This window comes from Bacillus sp. FJAT-50079 (genome assembly GCF_018343515.1).
Taxonomy (GTDB): Bacteria; Bacillota; Bacilli; order Bacillales; family Bacillaceae_C; genus Lederbergia.
In genome coordinates this window covers 639,588-661,244 of record NZ_JAGYPD010000001.1, presented here as the reverse complement: position 1 = coordinate 661,244, position 21,657 = coordinate 639,588, and the positions used below count along the sequence as shown (strand labels likewise).

General features: G+C 39.2%; 23 protein-coding genes and 2 riboswitches. Of the genes, 11 read left to right on the top strand and 12 right to left on the bottom strand.

Features of this window, described 5'->3' with window-relative positions:
• Positions 1–81: 81 nt before the first annotated feature.
• From KHA95_RS03055 to KHA95_RS03045, 3 genes are all read right to left on the bottom strand, one after another.
• Positions 82–252, bottom strand: a complete 171-nt coding sequence (locus KHA95_RS03055) for a hypothetical protein (protein ID WP_213135973.1) — start codon at positions 250–252, stop codon at positions 82–84.
• Positions 253–418: 166 nt separating this feature from the next.
• Positions 419–1,294: a Tim44 domain-containing protein gene (locus tag KHA95_RS03050; protein WP_213135972.1), complete on the bottom strand. Its 876-nt coding sequence runs from the start codon at positions 1,292–1,294 to the stop codon at positions 419–421.
• The gene (locus KHA95_RS03045; protein ID WP_213135971.1) at positions 1,291–2,352 is read right to left on the bottom strand and encodes an SPFH domain-containing protein; all 1,062 of its coding nucleotides are present in this window, start codon (positions 2,350–2,352) and stop codon (positions 1,291–1,293) included. The genes KHA95_RS03050 and KHA95_RS03045 overlap by 4 nt, the downstream gene beginning before the upstream one ends.
• Before the next feature lie 142 nt (positions 2,353–2,494).
• Between KHA95_RS03045 and KHA95_RS03040 the strand changes: the two genes are divergently transcribed.
• The 5 genes from KHA95_RS03040 (at position 2,495) to KHA95_RS03020 (ending at position 10,554) form a co-directional block, all read left to right on the top strand.
• Entirely contained in the window at positions 2,495–3,613 is a 1,119-nt protein-coding gene (locus tag KHA95_RS03040; RefSeq protein ID WP_213135970.1) for an NAD(P)/FAD-dependent oxidoreductase, read from the top strand.
• Between the two features lie 101 nt (positions 3,614–3,714).
• Positions 3,715–3,816, top strand: a riboswitch (purine riboswitch).
• A gap of 118 nt (positions 3,817–3,934) precedes the next feature.
• The gene (locus KHA95_RS03035) at positions 3,935–5,230 is read left to right on the top strand and encodes an NCS2 family permease (RefSeq protein WP_213135969.1); all 1,296 of its coding nucleotides are present in this window, start codon (positions 3,935–3,937) and stop codon (positions 5,228–5,230) included.
• A gap of 87 nt (positions 5,231–5,317) precedes the next feature.
• Complete coding sequence (ade, locus tag KHA95_RS03030; protein WP_213135968.1) at positions 5,318–7,108, top strand: adenine deaminase; 1,791 nt, start codon at positions 5,318–5,320, stop codon at positions 7,106–7,108.
• A gap of 314 nt (positions 7,109–7,422) precedes the next feature.
• Complete coding sequence (locus KHA95_RS03025; RefSeq protein WP_213135967.1) at positions 7,423–8,652, top strand: Zn-dependent hydrolase; 1,230 nt, start codon at positions 7,423–7,425, stop codon at positions 8,650–8,652.
• Positions 8,653–8,820: 168 nt separating this feature from the next.
• Positions 8,821–10,554, top strand: coding sequence for a methyl-accepting chemotaxis protein (locus KHA95_RS03020; protein WP_213135966.1), 1,734 nt, complete (start codon positions 8,821–8,823; stop codon positions 10,552–10,554).
• A 373-nt stretch (positions 10,555–10,927) separates the two neighbouring features.
• Here KHA95_RS03020 and KHA95_RS03015 read toward each other — a convergent pair whose 3' ends face one another.
• The 3 genes from KHA95_RS03015 to KHA95_RS03005 form a co-directional block, all read right to left on the bottom strand.
• Positions 10,928–12,322, bottom strand: a complete 1,395-nt coding sequence (locus KHA95_RS03015; protein ID WP_213135965.1) for a purine-cytosine permease family protein — start codon at positions 12,320–12,322, stop codon at positions 10,928–10,930.
• A gap of 515 nt (positions 12,323–12,837) precedes the next feature.
• On the bottom strand, positions 12,838–13,017 hold the full coding sequence (locus KHA95_RS03010; RefSeq protein WP_213135964.1) for an H-type small acid-soluble spore protein: 180 nt from the start codon (positions 13,015–13,017) through the stop codon (positions 12,838–12,840).
• A gap of 17 nt (positions 13,018–13,034) precedes the next feature.
• On the bottom strand, positions 13,035–13,223 hold the full coding sequence (locus KHA95_RS03005) for an H-type small acid-soluble spore protein (protein ID WP_213135963.1): 189 nt from the start codon (positions 13,221–13,223) through the stop codon (positions 13,035–13,037).
• A gap of 132 nt (positions 13,224–13,355) precedes the next feature.
• Here KHA95_RS03005 and KHA95_RS22825 point away from each other — a divergent pair, with 132 nt between their 5' ends.
• Both KHA95_RS22825 and KHA95_RS03000 read left to right on the top strand, forming a co-directional pair.
• Complete coding sequence (locus tag KHA95_RS22825; protein WP_249316468.1) at positions 13,356–13,472, top strand: DUF6254 family protein; 117 nt, start codon at positions 13,356–13,358, stop codon at positions 13,470–13,472.
• Positions 13,473–13,676: 204 nt separating this feature from the next.
• Positions 13,677–14,195 (top strand): YbaK/EbsC family protein, encoded by a 519-nt coding sequence (locus KHA95_RS03000; protein ID WP_213135962.1) that lies wholly within the window; start codon positions 13,677–13,679, stop codon positions 14,193–14,195.
• 157 nt (positions 14,196–14,352) lie between these two features.
• Here the strand turns inward: KHA95_RS03000 and KHA95_RS02995 are convergent, their stop codons facing one another.
• The 4 genes from KHA95_RS02995 to KHA95_RS02980 all read right to left on the bottom strand — a co-directional run bounded on the left by KHA95_RS02995 (position 14,353) and on the right by KHA95_RS02980 (position 17,543).
• Positions 14,353–15,993 carry a b(o/a)3-type cytochrome-c oxidase subunit 1 gene (locus tag KHA95_RS02995; RefSeq protein ID WP_213135961.1) on the bottom strand — a complete coding sequence of 547 codons (1,641 nt, stop codon included), beginning with the start codon at positions 15,991–15,993 and terminating at the stop codon, positions 14,353–14,355.
• Complete coding sequence (locus KHA95_RS02990) at positions 15,990–16,463, bottom strand: cytochrome c oxidase subunit II (RefSeq protein WP_213135960.1); 474 nt, start codon at positions 16,461–16,463, stop codon at positions 15,990–15,992. Before KHA95_RS02990 ends, KHA95_RS02995 begins: the two co-directional genes overlap by 4 nt.
• Positions 16,464–16,483: 20 nt before the next feature.
• Entirely contained in the window at positions 16,484–16,588 is a 105-nt protein-coding gene (locus KHA95_RS02985) for a cytochrome c oxidase subunit 2A (protein ID WP_213135959.1), read from the bottom strand.
• A gap of 283 nt (positions 16,589–16,871) precedes the next feature.
• Positions 16,872–17,543 (bottom strand): Crp/Fnr family transcriptional regulator, encoded by a 672-nt coding sequence (locus KHA95_RS02980; protein ID WP_213135958.1) that lies wholly within the window; start codon positions 17,541–17,543, stop codon positions 16,872–16,874.
• A gap of 124 nt (positions 17,544–17,667) precedes the next feature.
• Here KHA95_RS02980 and KHA95_RS22820 point away from each other — a divergent pair, with 124 nt between their 5' ends.
• From KHA95_RS22820 to KHA95_RS02970, 3 genes are all read left to right on the top strand, one after another.
• The gene (locus KHA95_RS22820; RefSeq protein WP_249316467.1) at positions 17,668–17,871 is read left to right on the top strand and encodes a nitroreductase family protein; all 204 of its coding nucleotides are present in this window, start codon (positions 17,668–17,670) and stop codon (positions 17,869–17,871) included.
• 45 nt (positions 17,872–17,916) lie between these two features.
• Positions 17,917–18,180 (top strand): nitroreductase family protein, encoded by a 264-nt coding sequence (locus KHA95_RS22815; RefSeq protein ID WP_349305430.1) that lies wholly within the window; start codon positions 17,917–17,919, stop codon positions 18,178–18,180.
• 109 nt (positions 18,181–18,289) lie between these two features.
• Positions 18,290–18,505, top strand: coding sequence for a hypothetical protein (locus KHA95_RS02970; RefSeq protein ID WP_213135957.1), 216 nt, complete (start codon positions 18,290–18,292; stop codon positions 18,503–18,505).
• Positions 18,506–18,750: 245 nt separating this feature from the next.
• On the opposite strand, the gene KHA95_RS02965 is transcribed toward KHA95_RS02970, so the two are convergent.
• Together KHA95_RS02965 and KHA95_RS02960 are read right to left on the bottom strand one after the other, a co-directional pair.
• Entirely contained in the window at positions 18,751–19,857 is a 1,107-nt protein-coding gene (locus KHA95_RS02965) for a 5-methyltetrahydropteroyltriglutamate--homocysteine S-methyltransferase (protein ID WP_213135956.1), read from the bottom strand.
• A gap of 90 nt (positions 19,858–19,947) precedes the next feature.
• Positions 19,948–20,049: riboswitch (SAM riboswitch) on the bottom strand.
• Between the two features lie 71 nt (positions 20,050–20,120).
• Positions 20,121–20,576: an S-ribosylhomocysteine lyase gene (locus tag KHA95_RS02960; RefSeq protein ID WP_213135955.1), complete on the bottom strand. Its 456-nt coding sequence runs from the start codon at positions 20,574–20,576 to the stop codon at positions 20,121–20,123.
• 198 nt (positions 20,577–20,774) lie between these two features.
• On the opposite strand from KHA95_RS02960, the gene KHA95_RS02955 reads away from it, so the two are divergent.
• Positions 20,775–21,614 carry a MetQ/NlpA family ABC transporter substrate-binding protein gene (locus tag KHA95_RS02955; RefSeq protein WP_213135954.1) on the top strand — a complete coding sequence of 280 codons (840 nt, stop codon included), beginning with the start codon at positions 20,775–20,777 and terminating at the stop codon, positions 21,612–21,614.
• The last annotated feature ends 43 nt before the right edge of the window (positions 21,615–21,657 follow it).

The window sequence follows — 21,657 nt, the reverse complement described above, 5'->3', positions numbered from 1 at the left end:
CCAGAAATTCGTTCTTCCTATTATTTTCTTGGAACCTGCTTGCAATACCAACAAGTCCCACCTTCAAGGGGGACTTGTTCGTTACGGCATCTCATCATTTTTCACGCGGTTTTTAAAGGCCTCATGTGTCACAATGTCTTCCACTTGTTCATATTGACGGCTATGATCTTTTCGTTCTGCGGGGGTGCTATTGTTCGGGAAATTTCCTGGATGTCCCTTCTTTTTATGGTCAAACCCTTTGCCACGACTCATCTTCATTCGCTCCTTTTCACTGTCCAGCTTCAGCGCCCATTGGCTAACAAACTTATGATAAGCAATATGGCTCCTTTTCATCGCTTAACTGGCGCTTTTCTTTATTAGTTTTCACTAGAAAAGAAAAAATATGAAAAAGCCACCGAGAATTTTCTCGGCAGCTCCTTTATTCTTGGCTCACAATTTTGATTTTTGATAATACCCAATTATATTCCCCGCTGGAAATGACACTTTCACAATATTCACATTGACCGGATGCGTTAATACTTACATTCGCTCCACAGTTCGGACATTGGGTCACTTCGTATTGCTCTTTTTCTTCTTCAGTGACGACATTGCCTTTTCGGATTAATGTCCAAATGTAGGTCATATAAATGTCTCGATTTGGATTTCCTTTAATCACCTTTTTTGTATGGTCATCAATGACATAATCGTTTATGCGCACTCGCAAGTATACATCAATTTCATCGTGATCGCCGTCATTTTCGTAGCGAACAATTTTCGAATCTAAAATGGCGATGTTTTCAACGACATTCGTTCGCTGCTGATCAATATATGACTGCAATTGCTTATGATGCATATTAAATAATGGGTCTGTTTCAAATGGGCGAATGCTATTCCATTGCTTATCCATCCATGCTTGCTGCAATTGGATAAACATATTATTTACTTTTGATAAAAATAATTCATCTGAGAAGAGCGGATCTTTTTCTTTTAATTTGCTCAGATTAGCTGCAACAGGTCGATAAGCAGGACGCGATCGATTTTGCGGCCGGGTTGTCGTTGTTGTCGGCTTCCTGAATTTTTTTACTAAAAAGAAAGCGATAATGACAATCACTGCTAGAATAGGATGCTCCCTTAATAAATAAAAGAGGAACCATAAATCAATGCCTTCTCCAGAAAAATCAAATGATCCCCCACCAGATGGGTCCTCATTATGAGAAACCCCGTTACCGACATCAGCAAAGGTGAAATCGACTTGGATGAGAAAAATGAAGAGCGCGCAAAGCATTATTTTTAATAAAAATTTTCCTCTATTCATTCGATTTTCGTCCCGCACTGGCCACAAAATTTCGCGTCAGGTTGATTGGCGTGACCGCATTCTGTGCAAAATTTCTGTGCAGACGCTTGCTCTGTTTTCTCCCCGCAATGGCTGCAGAACTTGGCATCCTTTGCAATCATATGCTGACAGTGGACGCAGGCCTTCTTTTCCTCGGATACCGGCTGTTGTTGCTTTGGTTGGAGCGAATCGGTAATCAGTTGTCCAAACCCGAGCCCAGCGCCAAGCCCCATTCCCGCTTGCGCCATTCCCCCGCCAGCACCTTCGTTTTCAGACATTTTTTCTAATGCATCCAGTTTACGCACATCTTTATAAGAATCCATACCACCCATCATATTGATACGTGTTCTCTCTTTTAAAATTTTCGTTAAATCGGCTGGAAGGGAAATATTTGAGACGGTAAAAGCGACAATTTCTAAGCCGATTGCTTTGAATTCATCCTCTAGCTCATGCTTCATCGCTTCGTTCATTACTCGGTAATTTTGTGATAGCTCAGCAATCGTTACCCCTTGCTTGGCGACGACATTTGAAAACTCACTTAAAACAAATTCTTTTAGCTGTCCTTTTAGATCATCGACTTTGTAAATTTTGTTTGTAGAGCTAACCGTGCTAAGAAACATGACAGGATCTTCAATCCGAAAGCCAAATGTCCCAAATGCTCTTACTTCTACTTGTTCAAACTTCGGATCGTTAATCCAAATCGGGTTTTGTGTGCCCCATTTTTGATCGAGAAAATGTTTCGTATTTACAAAATAAATATCCGCTTTGAACGGTGACTTAAATCCGAATGCCCAACCTTTTAAGTCTGATAAAATCGGGAGATTCTTCGTTTCAAGCCTATGCATTCCTTCTCCGAAAACATCGGCGATTTTTCCTTCATTTAAAAATATCGCAAATTGACCAGGACGGACGGTTAACTGGGCGCCATTTTGAATTTCATTATCTTCGATTGGGAATTTATAAACCAATGTATTATTTGAGGGATCTTCCCATTCGATAATATCTAACAGTTGTTTTTTGAAAAAGTTTTTAAAGCTCATTGCTACACCCTCTTTCATAAAATTACGATCTTTCATGCTATAATTATAGAATAAATTGTAAATGAACGAAATACTCATTTCTGTATTGTATACGGATGAAATGGGTAAAGGTTCCCAACGTAAAAATAAAGGATGTTTGTTTATGAAGCGATATATTGTTATTGGTGCAGGGATATTAGGGGCATCAACCGCGTATCATCTAGCGAAATCGGGCAAGGCTGAAGTAACTATCATTGACCGTCAAGATCCTGGACAAGCAACGGACGCTGCTGCTGGTATCATTTGCCCGTGGTTAACGAAACGAAGAAATAAAGCGTGGTATGCTCTGGCGAAAGGTGGAGCAGCTTATTATCCAACCCTTATCAATCAGCTTGAAGAAGATGGAGAAAGAGAAACGGGCTATGAAAAGGTTGGGGCGATTCGTCTTCATACGGATGATGAAAAGCTAATTGAATTGGAAGAGCTGGCGTTGAAAAAACGTGAAGAGGCGCCTGAAATGGGGACGATCGAAAAGCGAACGGAAGCTGAGACAAAAGCATTGTTTCCTCCATTATCTGCAGAGTATCAATCCCTTTTCGTTCAAGGTGGAGCACGTGTAAATGGCCGTGCATTGCGCCAATCGCTTATAAATGGGGCGAAAAAACATGGAGCCCGATTCATTCAAGGCTCTGCTCAATTGATGTTTACGAGTGACCACGCAATGGGAATTCTTGTGGGCGATAAGCAATATAGAGCTGATCACATAATCGTAACTGCCGGAGCATGGGCAGCTGAATTATTGTCACCACTCGGAATTGAATTGCAAGTAAGTGGTCAAAAGGCGCAAATTGCTCATCTTCAACTTGAAGGAGAAAAAACAGAGATGTGGCCAGTTGTCATGCCGCCAAATAATCAATACATTCTTTCATTTGCGGATGGGCGCATCGTCGTTGGGGCAACACATGAAGATGATACCAATTTTGACCGCCGTGTAACAGTGGGAGGATTGCATGAAGTATTCGATAAGGCACTTACTGTTGCTCCAGGATTGGCAGACGCGACCTTTGTTGAAGCACGTGTTGGCTTTCGCCCTGTTACGCCGAACTTCCTTCCAATCATTGGTCAAGTGCCGGGATATAAAGGTCTTTATCTTGCGAATGGACTTGGCGCATCTGGATTAACAGTTGGTCCCTATTTAGGGATGCAGCTTGCCAAACTGACTCTTGGTGAAGAGGTGGATATCGATCTAGACAAGTACGATATTAATGGTGCAATCGAGTAATAGACTAATCACGAACATTTATTAAAAATATTTAACTAACATTCGTGTTTTTCGTTGACGAAGATAGGTATTTTGTGCTATAAATGATAGAGTAAAAATACAAATTAAAAAGTTCTATTGAATGTATATGCTTGGGAATAGGGCTCAAGCGTTTCTACCTGGTAACCGTAAATGACCAGACTACATGAAGAACAATAGAGAAATGACGGCTATTTTTGTCGATATATGTCATTTGTTTGTTGTTTGGATGTAGAGTCATAACCTGGGTAGAATAATATCCAGGATTTTTTCTGTTCAATTGAATTTTAGGAGGAAAAGGGAATGCAACGTTATTTCAATTTTAAGGAGTTAAATACGAATTACCGTCAAGAATCGGTTGCGGGTTTAACGACTTTCCTAGCAATGGCCTATATTTTATTTGTGAATACTTCTATTTTAACTGCAGCGGGAATGGATGAGGGTGCAGTATTCGTAGCGACAGCACTTGCGTCAGCGGCAGGTACATTAATTATGGGAGTTTGGGCGAATTATCCGCTAGCGTTAGCGCCTGGTATGGGGATAAACGCATTCTTCGCTTTTACTGTCGTATTAGGTATGGGAATTCCTTGGGAAACAGCATTGGCAGGAACGTTCATTTCAGGGGTTATTTTCTTTATCTTAACATTAACAAAAGTACGTGAAACGATTATAAACGCGATTCCTGAACAATTAAAACTTGCAGTAGGTGCAGGTATTGGTTTGTTCATTACTTTTCTAGGTTTTCAAAATGTTGGAATTGTCGTGCCTAATGAAGCAACAATTGTAGGTATAGGAAATCTGACAGCGCCAAATACGTTACTTGCTATTTTTGGTTTAATCGTTACAGCATTTTTCATGATAAGAGGCTTTAAAGGCGGAATCTTTTATGCAATGATTATTACATCTGTTGTCGGGATGATTTTTGGATTAATACCATTTCCTGATAAAATTGTTGCGCCAATTCCAAGTCTTGAACCAACATTTGGTAAGCTATTTGCTCATATTGGTGACATTTTTACTCCGGACTTATTAATTGTTGTTTTCACTTTATTATTCGTTAACTTCTTTGATGCAGCAGGTACGTTAGTGGCAGTTGCTAGACAAGCTGGATTGATCAAAGACGGAAAACTGCCTAGAGCAGGAAAAGCTTTAACAGCAGATTCGATTGCTACGATGCTTGGAGCAGTTTTAGGTACTTCCACAACGACATCTTTTGTTGAATCATCTGCAGGGGTTGCGGCTGGTGGTCGATCTGGATTTACTTCTGTTGTAACTGCGGGATTGTTTGTTGTTGCGCTTTTCTTCTCACCATTGCTTAGTGTTGTAACACCATCAGTCACTGCGCCAGCATTGATTATTGTAGGTGTATTAATGGCATCTGCGTTAGCAGGCATTAAGTGGGGCGAGCTTGAAAATTCAATTCCAGCGTTCTTAACAGTGATTACGATGCCGTTAACGTATAGTATTTCAACAGGTATTGCTCTCGGCTTTGTCGTATATCCAATCTTGATGGCATTTAAAGGAAAATATAAAGAAGTACATCCTGTCATGTATGTTTTATTTGTCATTTTCGTTGCCTATCTTGGTTGGGCTGTATAATTAGGTGTTTAAGAAATCGAAATAGCGGGAATGCACATCGTTAAAATGGGCATTCCCCATTTTTATAATTAGCGGGGAGGCACTTTCGTGAATAAAAGAAAAAAGTTATATGAAGTAAGCCAGCATTTATCAAAGGTCGCAAGAGGGATCGAGAAAGCGGATCTTGTTATTCAAAATGGGACGTTAGTGAATGTGTTAACGGGAGAATTGCTTGAAAATATCGATGTAGCAATTGGTAAAGGGCGAGTTGCCTATATTGGAAAGGCAGATCATACAATCGGTGAAAAGACAAAAGTCATTGATGCAAGCAACCGATATATTGCCCCTGGATTCCTTGATGGACATTTGCATATCGAAAGCACGATGCTTTCAGTTACAGAGTTTGCTAAAGCGGCAATGGCAAAAGGGACGACGGGAATTTTTATGGACCCACATGAGATCGCCAATGTTTTTGGGATGGAAGGTGTCCGTCTCATGCATGAAGAAGGGCAGCAGCTCCCGTTAAAAGTATATACAACAATTCCTTCCTGTGTGCCGGCAACGACAGATTTTGAGGATGCGGGTGCAGCATTAGGTGTAGAGGAGATCAAAACAGGATTGCAATGGGAAAACGTTGCAGGGCTTGGGGAAGTAATGAATTTTCCAGGGGTCGTTTTCGGAGATGAGCTCATGCTTGGCGAAATTGCAGAAACAATGAAGGCGAATAAAACCGTGACGGGCCATTTTCCTCCAGAAGATGATCAGATGCTTCAGGCATACATTGCATCTGGTGTAACATCCGACCATGAAACAGTCACGAGGGAGCAAGGCCTTGAAAAGCTGCGCTTAGGGATGCATTTGATGATTCGTGAAGGATCTGCATGGCATGATGTAAAGGAAGTTATTAAGGTTGTTACAGAGGATAAAGTGAATACGGATAATATTAGTTTAGTTACCGATGATGTGTATCCACAAACTCTCGTTGAAAAGGGACATTTAAACCATGTCGTCCGCAGAGCAATTGAAGAGGGAGTAAATCCAGTAACGGCGATTCAAATGGCGACGATTAATGTTGCACGCTATTATCATTTGGAACAAGATTTAGGGGCGATTGCACCTGGAAAATTTGCTGATATTTTATTAATCGACGATCTCCAGCAAGTGGAACCGACAACCGTGATTACGGACGGGGAAGTCATTTTTGATCATGGCAAGCTTATAAAAGTATTACCAAGCTTTACGTATCCCGAGCATATTAGAAATTCCATTCATTTGAAATCAGCTTTAACAGCTGCTGATTTTTCACTGAAAAGCAAGAGTGAGAATGCTGAAACAGATGTCAACGTCATTAAAGTAATTGAAAATAGTGCTCGAACGGAAAAAATGGTGGCGACATTGCAAGTTGTCGACGGCGTAATCGAGCCCTCTATTGAAAAAGATATCATTCAACTAGCATGTATCGATCGCCATCATGCGTCAGGGCAAATATCGCTTGGATTTGCCCATGGCTTTCAATTCAAGAAAGGTGCTGTCGCTTCAACCGTTGCCCATGATAGCCACAATATGCTTGTGATGGGGACAAATCAAGAGGATATGGCCTATGCTGCGAATGAGTTAGCAAAAATCGGCGGAGGAATGATCGTAGTCGATAATGGACAAGTACTAGCAAAAGTAAGTATGCCAATTGCAGGGCTTATGTCAGACCAGCCTTTAGAAACGGTCGTGGAAGAGGTTCAACAGCTAGAAAAAGCATGGAAGGAAATCGGCTGCCCATTACATGCGCCTTTTATGACCTTCTCATTAATTGCTTTGCCTGTCATTCCTGAAGTACGTATTTCCAATCGCGGCATTGTCGATGTAACAGAATTTAAATTAATCGAAACAGAGATTGTTAAGTAGGCTGTTATACCTTAAAATGGTTAATAAAAGACATTTCTAATAGAACTATAATGTCCTTCAAGAGTTGTTTAACCGTTGGAGGTTCATAAAAAAATATAAAAGCAAGGGAAGAAAATGATTTTTTCTTCTCTTGCTTTATTTTAGTTTTGGTCAACTAATTAAAGACAGTATCAATACTGACTGTCTTCGTTTTTACATACTATCTAATAAAGCTGAAAGTAATTTGATGTTTTGTCCAATGACAATTGAGGATAATTCGCTATAATTGTAATATTAAGAAATCTCTTTACGAGTAAAAAGTGAGGAGTGTTCAAATGCAAAAACAAAAGCTTTTAATAAACGGGGAAAGATTGAAAGACGAACTTGAACGCTTTGCAAACTTTGGACGGACAGAAAACAATGGTGTCACTCGATTGGCATTATCAAAGGAGGACCAATTAGTAAGGGATTATTTTCGCTCATGTTGTGAAGAACTTGGTTTAACAGTAACAGTCGATGATATGGGATGCATGTATGCGACCCTAGCCGGTGCCACTGATCAACCGCCGATTGTCATTGGCTCGCATTTGGATACCGTAAAGAAGGGTGGTCGTTTTGACGGCGTTCTTGGGGTGGTTGCTGGCTTAGAAGTAGTTAGAACATTAGTAGAGAATGGTATAAAACCTTCTATTCCGATTGCCATCGTTAATTTTACAAATGAAGAAGGTGCACGCTTTGAACCATCGATGATGGCGTCGGGTGTCCTTTCGGGAAAATTTGAAAAAACGGCGATGATCAATAAAAAAGATACGAATGGCATGACGTTTAAACATGCGTTGCAAGCAAGCGGTTATGCAGGTGATCAAGAAAATCGCTTAACAGAGGCTTCAGCTTTCTTAGAATTGCATATTGAGCAAGGCCCAATTTTAGAAAAGCAATCGATTACAATTGGCGTCGTTGAATGTGTCGTCGGAATGATTTGCTATGAAATTGAAGTAATAGGGGAATCTGATCATGCGGGTACGACTCCAATGAGCATGAGAAAGGATGCCCTCTTTACAGCGAATGACTTATTAACAGACATACGAAAACAATTAGCTAGTTTGGATACAGAATTAGTGTACACTGTCGGGAGAATGAATGTGTATCCGAATATTCATACGGTGATCCCAAATACGGTTGTCTTTACTATTGAATCACGACATAAAGATCCAGAAGTAATTGCTGCTGTTGAACAAGTGATTAAAAATCTTCCACAAGTATCGGCTGAAGGATGTAAAATAAAGGCAACAAAATTATGGGGACGAGATACCGTTTGGTTTGACTCAGACATTTGTCAATCGCTCGATGAGTCAGCAAAATCGTTAGGATACTCAAATAAAAGAATGGTTAGCGGCGCGGGGCATGATGCTCAGTTCATTGCAAGCTATATTCCGACCGCCATGGTATTCGTTCCAAGTGTTAATGGGAAAAGCCATTGTGAGGAGGAACTCACTCATTGGGAGGAATGTGAAAAAGGAGTAAACGTCATTTTAGATACGATATTGACGATGTTAGCAAAATAATCATGCATCACTAAAGTAACTTGCAAATGCGACGGTTGCTTTGGTGATGTATTTTTTTGTTTGGCTAATAGATTCGTAAAACTATATCAAATCTTTACATACTATTAAATATATCTTTACAATTGCTTGCCATAATAGGTCTAAAGGCTTGCTTTTGGGGGGATATAGATGGGGATTGACCGGATGAAAGAGAGAATAATAAAGATCGGTCGAAGTATGAAAGGAAAATTGATTGATCGTATTTCTTTTAGTACGAGATTAATATTGTTAGTTGTAAGTATTTGCATTATATCGATGGGAGTAATTGGTTACATAAGTTATACACAAGCAAAGGATATGCTAATGGAAGCAAATGAAAATAGAGTTGAAAGAGAAATTAAAGTAAGTCGTGAACGGGCCGAATATTTAAAGCTTTCTTATGTTAATGATCTGGAAAAATTTGAATCACAATTGGAATATGGAATTCGAGCTCAATCAGTGGAAATGCTCCAAGATGGATTAGCTGCTGAGTTTTTTCGAATCGACGAAGATGGTCATGTTCGTCCGTTTAGCGTGAGTAAGACAGCAAGCTTTTCATTGGATGAAGTGATGACAGCTAATATTTTAGAGAAAAAAGAGGGAAAAATGTATGTGCACATCAATGATGTGGAATACATCGTCGCCTTTTTATTTGTGCAAGATATAAGAAGTACGCTCGTTATAGCGATTCCAACGGCAAATTATTTGGAAGGGATATGGGGATTAAGGAATTCTATGCAAATCATTGTATTGATTAGTATCATCGTTACCTCACTATTACTCTTTTTCTCTATAAAAAAACTGACGAAACCATTAGCAAAATTGAAGGCTGTAATGGAGATGGTGAGTAAGGGGGATTTCAGCCAAACAGTTGCAGTAACAACAACTACTCCTGAAATTGTATCCTTGACGAATGGCTTTAATCAGATGATGGATGTATTGAACAGTCTAATTAAAGAAATGAAAGGGACGACTGAACATTTGACGAATACTGGTTCCCAGCTTCATCGTTCATCACGTGTCGTTAAGGAAAATACAAATGAGCTTTTACATATGGTCCATATCGTTAAAGAAGGAGCTGAACAAACAGCAGCGGGTTCCAGTGGAAGCCTGACACAATTTCATATGATGAAGGAGCATATTCGCCAAGTTGTTGACCAAGTGGAGCACATTGATAAAAGTGCAGAAAATATGAATGAGCAAGCTCAAACGGGGCAACAGGAAATTGGAAAAATGATGATATCGATGAGTGACTTAGATACGGCGTTCGTAAACATTCATGCGACGATATCACAAGTGAAGGATCAGTCCAATGATATCGCAGGAGTGGTTAAAGTCATTCAAGATATTTCTGAACAAACAAGACTGCTTGCATTAAATGCTACGATAGAGGCGGCGAGAGCTGGAGAATCAGGAAAGGGATTTGCTGTTGTTGCAAACGAAGTGAAAAGGCTAGCTGAACAAACATCGAAAGCAACAGATGAAATTTCAATTCCGATTATACAAATGGCGAATATTAGTGAACAAGTGTCTAAAGAATTCACTCCTATATTAGAAAAAATGCAAGATCACATGAATGTTGCAAGTACTTCCAATGAAGCCTTCCAATATTTAGTGAGTAAAATGGGTGATACAACAAAAGAGTTGAAAATTATGGGGCTGTCTTTGCATGACTTACAATCAATGGTACCGAAAATGGAGGAAGTTGTGGAAAGGTTTGTAAGTATTTCCCAAGAAACATTAGCGAGCAGTGAGGAAATGTCCGGATATTTTGAAAACCAATTAAAATTAGTAAACGAAAATCAAGAGATCTCTAACAATTTGAATAAAATCTCGAACGACTTAAATGGTTTAACAAGTCAATTTATGATAGAACGCGAATGAGAGAAAAGGCCGGGACAAAAGTTTTTTAGCAAATCAAAATACGAACGCTAGCAACTGCAAATGACTCGCTCCGGAAATATACTTCGCTTTCCGCGGGCGGTTGTTGAGTCTCCTCGTGCTACGCACTTGCGGGGGTCTCAACGATGCCTTACTTCCCGCAGGAGTCTACGTATATTTCCTACGCTAAGGTATTGCATTGTTCGCCTATGGAATTGATCAATTTAGTTTTGTCCCAGCCTCTTCAAACTGTTGAAAAACGCTCGCATACTGTGTTGCTTCCAACTTCTATTCGTGTCTTTCCTCGGCTGTGAGTCTTGTATGATAAGCGTTTTCAAGGTGGTCTGAGAGATCATTCATCCAATGATTTTTTTGCTTATGCCACATAGTCCTCACGAGGAATATCGTTTGCTTCTTTTTTTAGATAATATTTTCCTTTTGTAAAAATCGCGATAATAATTGTGAGAATAGCCGCAAGGATCGCTGCAAAAAAGGCAGCTGTGCTTTGCAAAAATGTACCCATATATCCCAATGCTGCAATCGTACCAAGACCACTCGCAATTAGTAAGGAGACAACGCCAACGGGATTCCATTTGTGTAAATATTGTTGACGTGCTTCATAATAACCAGGACCGATTTTAAGCATTTTTTTCACGACTAAGGCATCAGTAACTAAAATGGCTGCCCAAGCTAAAAGAAACACACCTTGGAACGTCATTGCCGTGTCCAAATGATCGACAATTCCGCCAAGCATTAATACTATTGCTGATACTCCAGTTATAACAACCCAAAACCGTCTGCTTGGCTTAAAATTGAAAACATTTTCAAAGAAGTTAGCAAGAGATAGCGAGCCACTATATATGTTCGTTACATTAATTCTTAATTGTGTAAGCATCGTAAATAATGCGCCACCTATACCAAGCAGAAGTACGATGTATACACCAGGATTTGGTTCACCAAGACGTACGCCAAACCAAATACCGAGACCGCCCATGACACCAAAGCAGAAGATTTGTGGAATGAATCCGATCGCAACCGAACCGATTTTAATATCTTCAGGCTTTAGAAAGCGTGCATAGTCAGATGCTAATAAAGCTGTCAAACCCATGATTCCGTGATGCATACCAATACAAAGCAATAAAGCTTTTCCGCCTATTTGAACACCTTCAGGCATATAGCTCCAAAAGCTTCCTTCGTATAATGAAGGTGTATAGATGGATACAACAATTGCTGTTATTAAGAAAATAATGAAAATTGGCAATGACCATTTTTGCAATTTATCAAGCTGTTTAATACCGAACCAATTTAAAGGGATGACAATGGTTCCGAAGAATATAATCAGTACCCATTCGGGGATGACAGGGAAGAAAGTGTGAACAGCGGAGACTAAAATCAAGCCTTCGAATGCACAATACATGATGAAATTTGTAGCATAAATGAATGAGGTTAAAGACGCTCCGATATAACCAAATCCGCCGCCTCTAGACATTAAATTGACGTTCATCCCAGATTTTGCTGAAAAATAAGCAATGAATGTCCCAAGTACCCCGGCAACAATGATGGCGTAAATCGCGGAAATAATTGCGTTAATGGCTCCAAACTGAAGGGCCATAACACTTCCCATTTGAAAATAAAAAATGGCAGTTGCAATACCAAAAGTAATATTCGTAATGCTTAGCCAACCCATCGTTCTTTTTGAACGAGGCACACGATCTAATGAATAATCATCTTTCATCTCTTCTTTGTGATCTGTAATTTGAACAGATCCCATACATATCAACTCCTAATTTGTGTTATTCTTCACAAGGTTATTGCAAGTCGTTCGCTACTTGATTCTACCTGTTTAACTATAACAAATACCATAAATAGGAATCAAATGCGATAAATAGTCGTTAGCGGCGATAATCGTAGCTGTCTGCTCTTTACATGTATGAAAATACATACATGCTTTAATATCCTTCTTCTAACGTAGGAATACTTGGCAAAGGGGGCTTTTTATAGAGAAGCGGTAAAAAAGAAAAGCAGCGGAGTAAGAGAGATTTCTACTAAATAATGTAATTCGAAAAGGGATTCATTGTTATGGGAAGCAATTGTAATTTCAAAATGAGAATGTAATATGTTGAAGGGTGGATGTATTTTTTCTTATGAAAAATGCAGTAAATATTGAATGGTTTAATGATAACGGATATATAGGGGATTAATTGGACCTGTAAAAATTATAAATACGTGACTTCTTAATTAATAATCGGTGGTAAAAGAAAAGCAGCTTTTACCACCAATTGTTAGTTACTGCTCACTCAAATGTACAAGTTGTACTTCAAATTCGTTACCAGGGTCATCTAGATGATATACTCGGGCAGTATCGTTTGTAGGATCGACGTTTTGAATGTAGACACGCTCTCCTTTATATATGACTGTCCGCAATTCTGGTGATGCTGCGATTTCTTCTGCTCGTAATCTGTTCATATAAATGACCCCCTAGTTTAGTATGGACCCTCTTCATATAGACCCTCTAATTCCACTTCCTGACTATTTTTCATTTCATCGAGAGGAAAAACGGTTGCGGTTTTTTTTTCGTCGTGTACTTTTTCTATAAATACAGGAATTCCATGATAAGCAACATTGATTTTCACAGGTGAATTCAAGATTTCCTGCGCGCGCTCACTGTCCATTCCATTCTCCTTTACACTTTTTATTTTATTTTCCGTATCAGCATACAGAAATATACTAGGAAAGATTGTCATGAAAGTAAGATCAAAAAGAGGCAACAATATAATTGAAAACGTAAGAGGGGAGTGTTCAAGATGACTCAATCAAAGCAGCAAGAGGAACGAGAATGGAAAAAAAGAAAGCAATCGCAAAACCCACATGGCAAGGTGAAATCGTTTAAAGAAATTGCTGAAGATGCCGATAAAAGATAGAAGTGAATAAACGATCTTAACTTAGACATAGCCCACGTCTAGTTCAAAAGTGGAAAATAAAAAAACAGCTGGATGAAAAATCGTATCCAGCTGTTTTACTTTATATCGTAAAAACCCTCCTCTTTTCCTAAAGTTCCTTGTTCATTTTTTTCTAATTGAATTATGTTATTATTCTATATATTACTAGTTGGAAGGATGAATAAGATGTCGTTTGAAAGTGTTAAGGCCCATTTTAAACAATGGAACCGTGAAGATGATGTAATGGAATTTACAGCATCAAGTGCAACAGTAGAAGAAGCGGCCGACACAATTGGTGTTATTCCTGCTCGAATTGCGAAAACATTATCCTTTAGAGGAGAGGGAGAAAAGGCGATCTTAATCGTAGCCGCGGGAGATGCAAAAATCGATAATAAGAAATTTCGTCATACATTTGGTTTCAAAGCTCGAATGCTTACTCCTGATGAAGTACTTGATCAAACGGGCCATGCCATAGGTGGAGTTTGTCCATTCGGGTTAAAAAACGAACTAGATGTCTACTTGGATGTTTCAATGAAGCGCTTCGAGACTTTATTTCCGGCTTGTGGAAGCTCGAACTCTGCCATTGAATTAACGATTGACGAATTATTTAAATATTCATCCGCTAAGGAATGGATTGATGTATGTAAAGGCTGGGAAGAAACGGAGATAAAAGAGAAGGTAGCGCTTGGCAAGGATGGCATTTGAGTAGAGGCCAAAAAACAAAAGCGTGAACCATGATGGCTCACGCTTTTACTTCAAATTAATCTTGCTCTTCAGTCGTGTTAATCTCCACAGTAATAACTAAAATAGTCGTAAAAACAATAAGCATGGCGAATACGGCTAAAAACATTCTGATCAACTCCTACCAAGTAATATGTCCTTTTGATCCAGGAGGGGCGTTCTGAATTAAGTCTGTAATCGGCAGAGCATATGCACAAATAATAAGTACGATCGTGATGCCGATCCAAATCCACCAGTTTTCCAACAATTTTGGTGTGTGTGACTTATCGCTTTCGGCCATCGGGAATTCCTCATAATCCCGTTCAGAGGCTTTTGGAGCAACAAACCATAAGTTGACGACGATGTAGATTAAAAGCATAGCGGATAAAAATAAGATTGTTCCCCCAATTGCCATCGTCACATGATTGGATAATATCCCTTCAAACCAATCCAATGCAGATGGATGACCTAAATAACCGGAATAAGCAGTTCTTCTTGGTGCCCCAAGCAGACCTAATAAATGCTGTGCCGTTGACATGAGAGTCATACCTATCGCCCATGAAATCACTTGAATAAATGCGAGCTTTTGTAAAAGCTTTGTAAATTTTCGGCCTGTTAAATAAGGGATAAGGAAGAAGGAAATCCCCATAAAGGTCATTGCAACAGGTGCTCCAACTGTAATATGGAAGTGACCAACAATCCATAACGTATTATGGACAAGCTCATTTAACTGAAAGCTTGCATTAATAATTCCACCGGCACCCCCAGGAATGAAGAATGCCATCGCCACAAAAATAGATGTAAAACGGACATCTTTCCACGGAAGTTTTGTGAACCAGCCAAATAAACCTTTTCCACCCTTTTTTCTGCCGGCAATTTCAAATGTCGCAAACATCGAAAAGGCAGTCATCAATGTTGGCATAATGACCATGAATGTTAAAACAACTTGGAGGAACTTCCAAAAGTTTAGAATCCCGGGCTCCGTTAATTGATGGTGGAAGCCGACAGGGATGGAAAAGAGAATAAATAAGATAAAGGAAAAACGTGCCAATGCATCACTAAACACTTTCGTTCCTAGCAGCTTTGGTACAACAACATACCAAGCCATATAAGCAGGAAGCAGCCAAAAATAGACGAGCGGATGGCCAAAATACCAAAATAAGGCGCGGCTTAGTTCTACATTGATGGTATCAACCCAGCCGAATGCCCACGGGATATATTGAAAAACAACTGTTGCAACAACACCAACGCAGGCGATGATCCACATGATTAGCGTAGCGATCGTCATAAAGGCAAACAATGGACTGAGCTGACCTTTATTTGCTTTTTTCCAAACGATATAATGTGCGATTAGGGAAAAGCTACTAAAAAGCGTACCGACAATGACAAGAGCGAGCCCAACGTAGTACCAGCCGCTTGCTTTTAAAGGCGCGTAAAACGTATATAATACCGATGCTTTTCCAGAAATAATCATTACCGTTGCAATGGTCGTTCCGATCAAAGTCAAGATGAAGCCAATCCAAGCAAAGAGGCGAACTTTTGGTCCAAATTGACCTAGAGATTTACTCATCCCGGCGATTAAAAAAGCAAAAATGAAAAAAGTTGTATAAATAAGTGCTAGTAAGACGCCGTGTGCGGTTAAAATTTGATAATAATCAAGCCATTTAGGCAACTCCAATGCATCGTTCCGAATAAACACTTGTAGCAATCCGCAAAATGTTCCAATTAAGAACGCGATATAGGCTACGCCAATATTTGATAAGACGAGTTTGCGATCTATCATGGTTCATACACCTCAATTTCTGCTTGCATAAAATGATGACCTGCTCCGCAATATTCATTGCAAAGAACTAAATAACTTCCCGGCTCTTTAAATGTGTAGCTTTTATGTGTGATTCTGCCAGGAACAGCCATCATATTTACTTTCGTGTCATCGATCGTGAAGCTATGAACAACATCCGTACTTGTTAATGTAAAAATAATTTCCTTTCCAGCTGGAACTTCAATTTTTGAGGGAGTGTAACCAAATGCCATGCTAATAATGGCTACTTCATACGTATCCTCATCAATTTGTCTCACACCTGGATTGTCAAACGGTGCGATCTCATGTACTTTTTCTGGATCAATGGTATCCATTCCGCCGGCAGGTGTATGTCCGTGGGAAAACGCTGTCACCCCAACGATGCTTAAAAATAAAACCAATGACACCGCCCCAAATATTAACCAAATCTTCTCATATTTATGCCAATGCATATCCTCACCTACTTTTTCTGTTATCTCGAAACGTAAAGGCCATAAACCGCAAACCACATGACTATAATAATGATCCCAACAGCAAGAACACTGATTAGCGTTCCTTTCAAATTCGGTTCTTTCATTTCGCCCTCACCCTCCAAACGTTTCTTTTATAATTAAAGCGTACTGCGTTCAAAGTGCGTGCTCAGTGACAAAAGTCACACCGAGACCTGTTTTTCTCTTGAATTCGAAATTTAGACATAAAAAAAGCGATCTGCAATGATGCAGATCACATTTTGAATTTAAAATAGCGAAATACGCAATTAGCGTCCAAATTCACGCAATTATGCCTAAAGATACGCAATTATCTCAAAAAGTGGCGCAATTACTTCGAAAACTTGCGCAATTATCTATTTAAAAGTCACATCAATCAATATTACATATCTCCACAGGGCAGTTTTCACAATGAATTTCTGATTTTAGAAACGCTAAATCATGAATAAGGATTTTTCCATCTAGTAAAGAGATTTTTTCATCTCTTTTTAATGATCCCAACATGCGATTAACGACTTCCCGGCTCATTCCGCAAAAATTGGCAAGCTCTTGATTCGTAAAGGCTTGATTGATCAAAACACCATCGTCGACTTCTACACCGTAGCTGTTCGACATGCGGATAAGCGTCGAGTAAAGAGCGCCTTTTTTTCCATGCAAAATAAGATCCCGGAACTTCGACTGTGTTTTTTGATGATGAATACACATCATCTTTGTCAGTTCGATATTCAGATTTGGATAAAGCAGGAGCTTCTCTTCAAGCTCATATTTACTCACCTTTGAATAGCTGCCTTCTTCAATGACCTTCGCGTGTACGGTATATTTGGAAGGTGCACAAAAAAGCGTGATTTCACTAATGAAATCATCGGCACTGCAAATTCGAAATGTGATCTCCCGTCCATCTGGAGTTAATTTACCTATTCGGACTTTCCCGGAATGAATGTAAAAGATATCGTTGGCATGATCGCCTTCTTGAAATAAAAACGCATCCTTCTTCATTTCCTTTTTCGTTTGGGCGGTAGTAAAAAGATCCTTCAAATCCTTCATATGAATCCCACCTTCGTATTCCTTCCTAATATTATATCACGATGATCATTGTTCTTAATGATAAAAAATTAACGGAATTGTCTACACGATCCATAGTAGAATTAAATCAAAAGGGAGGGATTGTATGTCTATATTAGATGTCATTCGTACAAGGCGTGAGATCACTGGTTTTCAAGATAAGGCGATTCCAGAGGAAATAGTGGAACAAATAGTGGATGCAGCTTACTATGCTCCGTCAGGAAACAATTTACTATCGCGGGAGTTTATTGTCGTTGAAGAGCGAGCAATGCTCGATCATTTAGAAAAAACAACGCCATTTATGAAATAGATGTCGGGCGCTCAAGCGGCGATCGTCATTACAGGACGACCAGATGTGAGTAAATACGCATCAATTGCATCGGCTTTTATTTGGCTAACTGCGGAGGAGCTTGGCATAGGCGTCGGATTTGGGGCTGTTTACCATTCGGAAGATCAGGAAGAATCGGAAAGACGTGAAACATATGCAAGGCAAGCACTTAACATCCCATTAGACAGGCGAATCGTCGCCATCCTAGGTCTTGGTTACCCAGAAGTAAAGCCGAAAGCGAAAAAAATGTTAAGCAGAGATGAAACGGTATTTTATGAAAAATATGAATAGATGGGCTCCGTAAATAGACATTATTTGGTCTAAATCTCACGATGATTTTATATTTTATACGAAGGAGATAATTTGAGTATCTCATTCCATATGAAATAGGTGAGGAAAAATGCGTATTGTTCATTTTAAAGAGAATAAAAATACGTTATTAGTGCAGCTCCGTAAAGATGTTCCTTCCGTTGGTGAGGAAATAAAAGTTAAAGGTCGTAAAGGAAAAGTGATAGGTGTGCAAAATTTCGATGAAAAGAATTTTTATGTTCAAGTCATATTTGAAAGTAAAAATAAAAATAAGCTTCCTTTCGATCCAAAGAAGAAAAGAAGGTAACTTTTTGCAAGTTACTACCGATCTTTCAAGGTTTACTACCGATTGTCAGTACTTTATTACCGATTATTGAGCTGTTACTACCGTTTATCCGTACTTTACTACCGATTGTAAAAAAATGTAACCCATTCATACAAAAAATGATGGAATGGGTTCGATCAGAATAGCTACTTTTCTATTTACCTAACTTATGATCAATGTAGAGGTAGGGGCAATGAGCCCCTTACCTCTACAACTCATTTAACCGATTATCCCCAAACTTCCTTCGCAATCTCAACGATGAACTTCAGCTTTTCCCATTGCTGTTCTTCTGTCAGTTTATTCCCATGGTGTGTCGAGGCAAATCCGCATTGCGGGCTTAAGCAAAGCTGCTCTAGTGGGACATATTTTGCCGCTTCATGGATCCGCGCCTTAATGACTTCCTTATCTTCCAACTCACCATTTTTCGAAGTGACAACCCCAAGGACAACATGCGCACCGCCGTTAGGAATATGATCTAATGGAGTAAAATCACCTGAACGCTCATCATCGTATTCTAAGAAGAAGCCATTCACTTTTTCCTTTGCGAATAATGTTGGCGCGATTAATCCGTAACTGCCTTGGAATGCCCAATTAGAGCGATAGTTTCCGCGACATAAATGAGTTGTAACGACTAGATCCTCTGGTTTTCCTTCCAATACACCGTTTGCTACTCTAAGAGCTAAGTCAATTAAGTATTCTCTTGAATATTGCCCGTCATTAAAAGGAATATCTGGGGAAGACAGCCCGGCAATATACACATCATCTAATTGTAAATAGCGAACACCAGCATTATAAAAAGCTTGAATCGCATCACGATACGCTTGAATAACATCTTTGGCATACTCTTCAATGTCTGGATAAATGCTTTCATCTCGGATTCCAACATTAAATAATTGATTCGGGCTTGGAATTGTTTGTTTGGCAACCGCACGCCCCGCAACAATTTCATTGAATTCAATAAAATCTTTCACATGCGGGTGGTCTGGATTAAATGAAATCTTCCCAACATTGCGGACGTTATATCTTTCCGTTTCTTCGTCCCCATTAAAAATATATCCTACTTCTGGAACATAGCCTTCAATTCCATTTAAATGTTCTAAGAAATCGGTATGCCAAAAGCGGCGTCTAAATTCTCCATCTGTGACAAGCTCTAAGCCCACTTCAATTTGTTTATCAACGATCCGCTTAATTTCCTTTGTTTCGATTTCACGTAATTGCTCCGCCGTAATGATGCCTTCTTGAAATTCCTTTCTTGCTTTATGGATGCTTTCTGGCCGCAATAAACTCCCAACGTGATCCGCTCTGAATGGTGCTTTCGTCAATGTAATACTCATTGTTCATTCCCACTTTCCCTATGTATTTTTATAAAAACAAAACCCTCTTCTTAAAAAATAAGAAGAGGGTGCAATGAATAAGCTTTTCTCTTCTTATCTTCAAGCATTACGCTTCTGGAATTAGCACAGTACTTAGAAAAGTCTGTTGCTGAGGTATCACAGGGCCAGTCCCTCCACCTCTCTGGATAAGAAAATTGCATATAAAATTTGGAATTAACAATTACTTTACAGTGGGTTTATCTGAATGTCAAGCATTAAAAAAATTATTTACGAAATGGGTCGTCACTAAGACCTGCCTCAATGACTAATTTTGCGTATTCTTGGGCACTAAAAAGCGAATGATCGCGGTAATTTCCACATTCAAGGGCAGAGACGGCTGGAACATGTTCTGTCTCGATTACTTTCTTTAGCACGTTTGTTAAAGCAGCAGCAACATCCTTCGGATCATGTTCATCCCAAATGATCATATAAAAGCCTGTACGGCATCCCATTGGTGAAATATCAACAATCCCATCTAATTCATCACGCATATACGTGGCAAGCAAATGCTCCAATGTATGAACCGCAGCCGTTGGCATTGCATCTTCATTTGGCTGTAAAAATCGTAAATCGTATTTTTGTAGTTTACTACCTTGCGTATGTTGCTCCGTACCAGCAAGTCGAACGTATGGAGCCTTTACAATTGTATGATCAAGCAGAAAACTTTCTACCTTTGCCATTTTAATCATCCCTTCTATTTTTTATGACTAACCTATCACACCATCCTCATGAAAGTAAATCCCTTTTTAATTTATTTATGAAAATATGAAAGGGTGTTGACAGTATGTAATAAGCAGTATACCATTTATTTTAATTAATCGCATGAAAATACTTGGTATTATTTTTTACAAAATTCAATATGCTGAGGAGAGTAAGGAATGAAAAAGAAATGGATGTTTCCGATTTTAGTCATTGCCATTTTATCTATCGTTATGGTTGGGTGCGGGAATAGTGCATCATCAGGGAAAACGGATGAAGAAAAGAAAACGATTCGTATCAGCTTTAACCCCGGCCCATATAATGATCAATTTAAAAACGGTGTAGCGCCTTATCTTGAGAAGGAAGGATACACGATTGAATATAAAGATTTTACAGACGGAATTCAGCCGAATGTAGCCGTTGCAAAGGGCGATCTTGATGCGAATGTACATCAGCATACGCTTTATCTTGATTCAATCAATGAAAGGGAAAAGATCGAAGTAGCGGGAGCCATTCAAGTGCCAACTCCGCCGATGGGGCTTTATTCTAAAAAACATAGCAGCCTTGATGAAGTGAGTGACGGAGCCCAAGTGAATCTTCCGAATGAACCAGTGAATTTACTTCGTGCTTTAAAAGTATTAGAGGAAGTTGGCTGGATTCAAATCAAAGAAAATATTGATCCTTTGCAAGCGTCTATTCATGACATTGAAGCAAATCCACATAATCTAAAATTTTTAGAGACAGATCCTGCACAAGGACCACGAGCATTAGAGGATGTTGACTTTGCATTGATTCAAGGGAATTTTGCGGTAGCGAACAATATTAAATTGACTTCAGCACTTCAACTTGAAACATTAACAGATCCATTTATGGTCATTGTCGGTGTAGATAAACAAAATCTTGATCAACCATTCGTGAAAGATATAATAAAAGGGTATCATTCGCAAGAGTTCAAAGATTATATTACGTCTAATCCAGATTATGATGGCTACCAATTGCCAGAATATTTTAATGAGTAAGACTGTGTCGTGATTTATTCCTCCATTTTTTTGGAGGAATAGA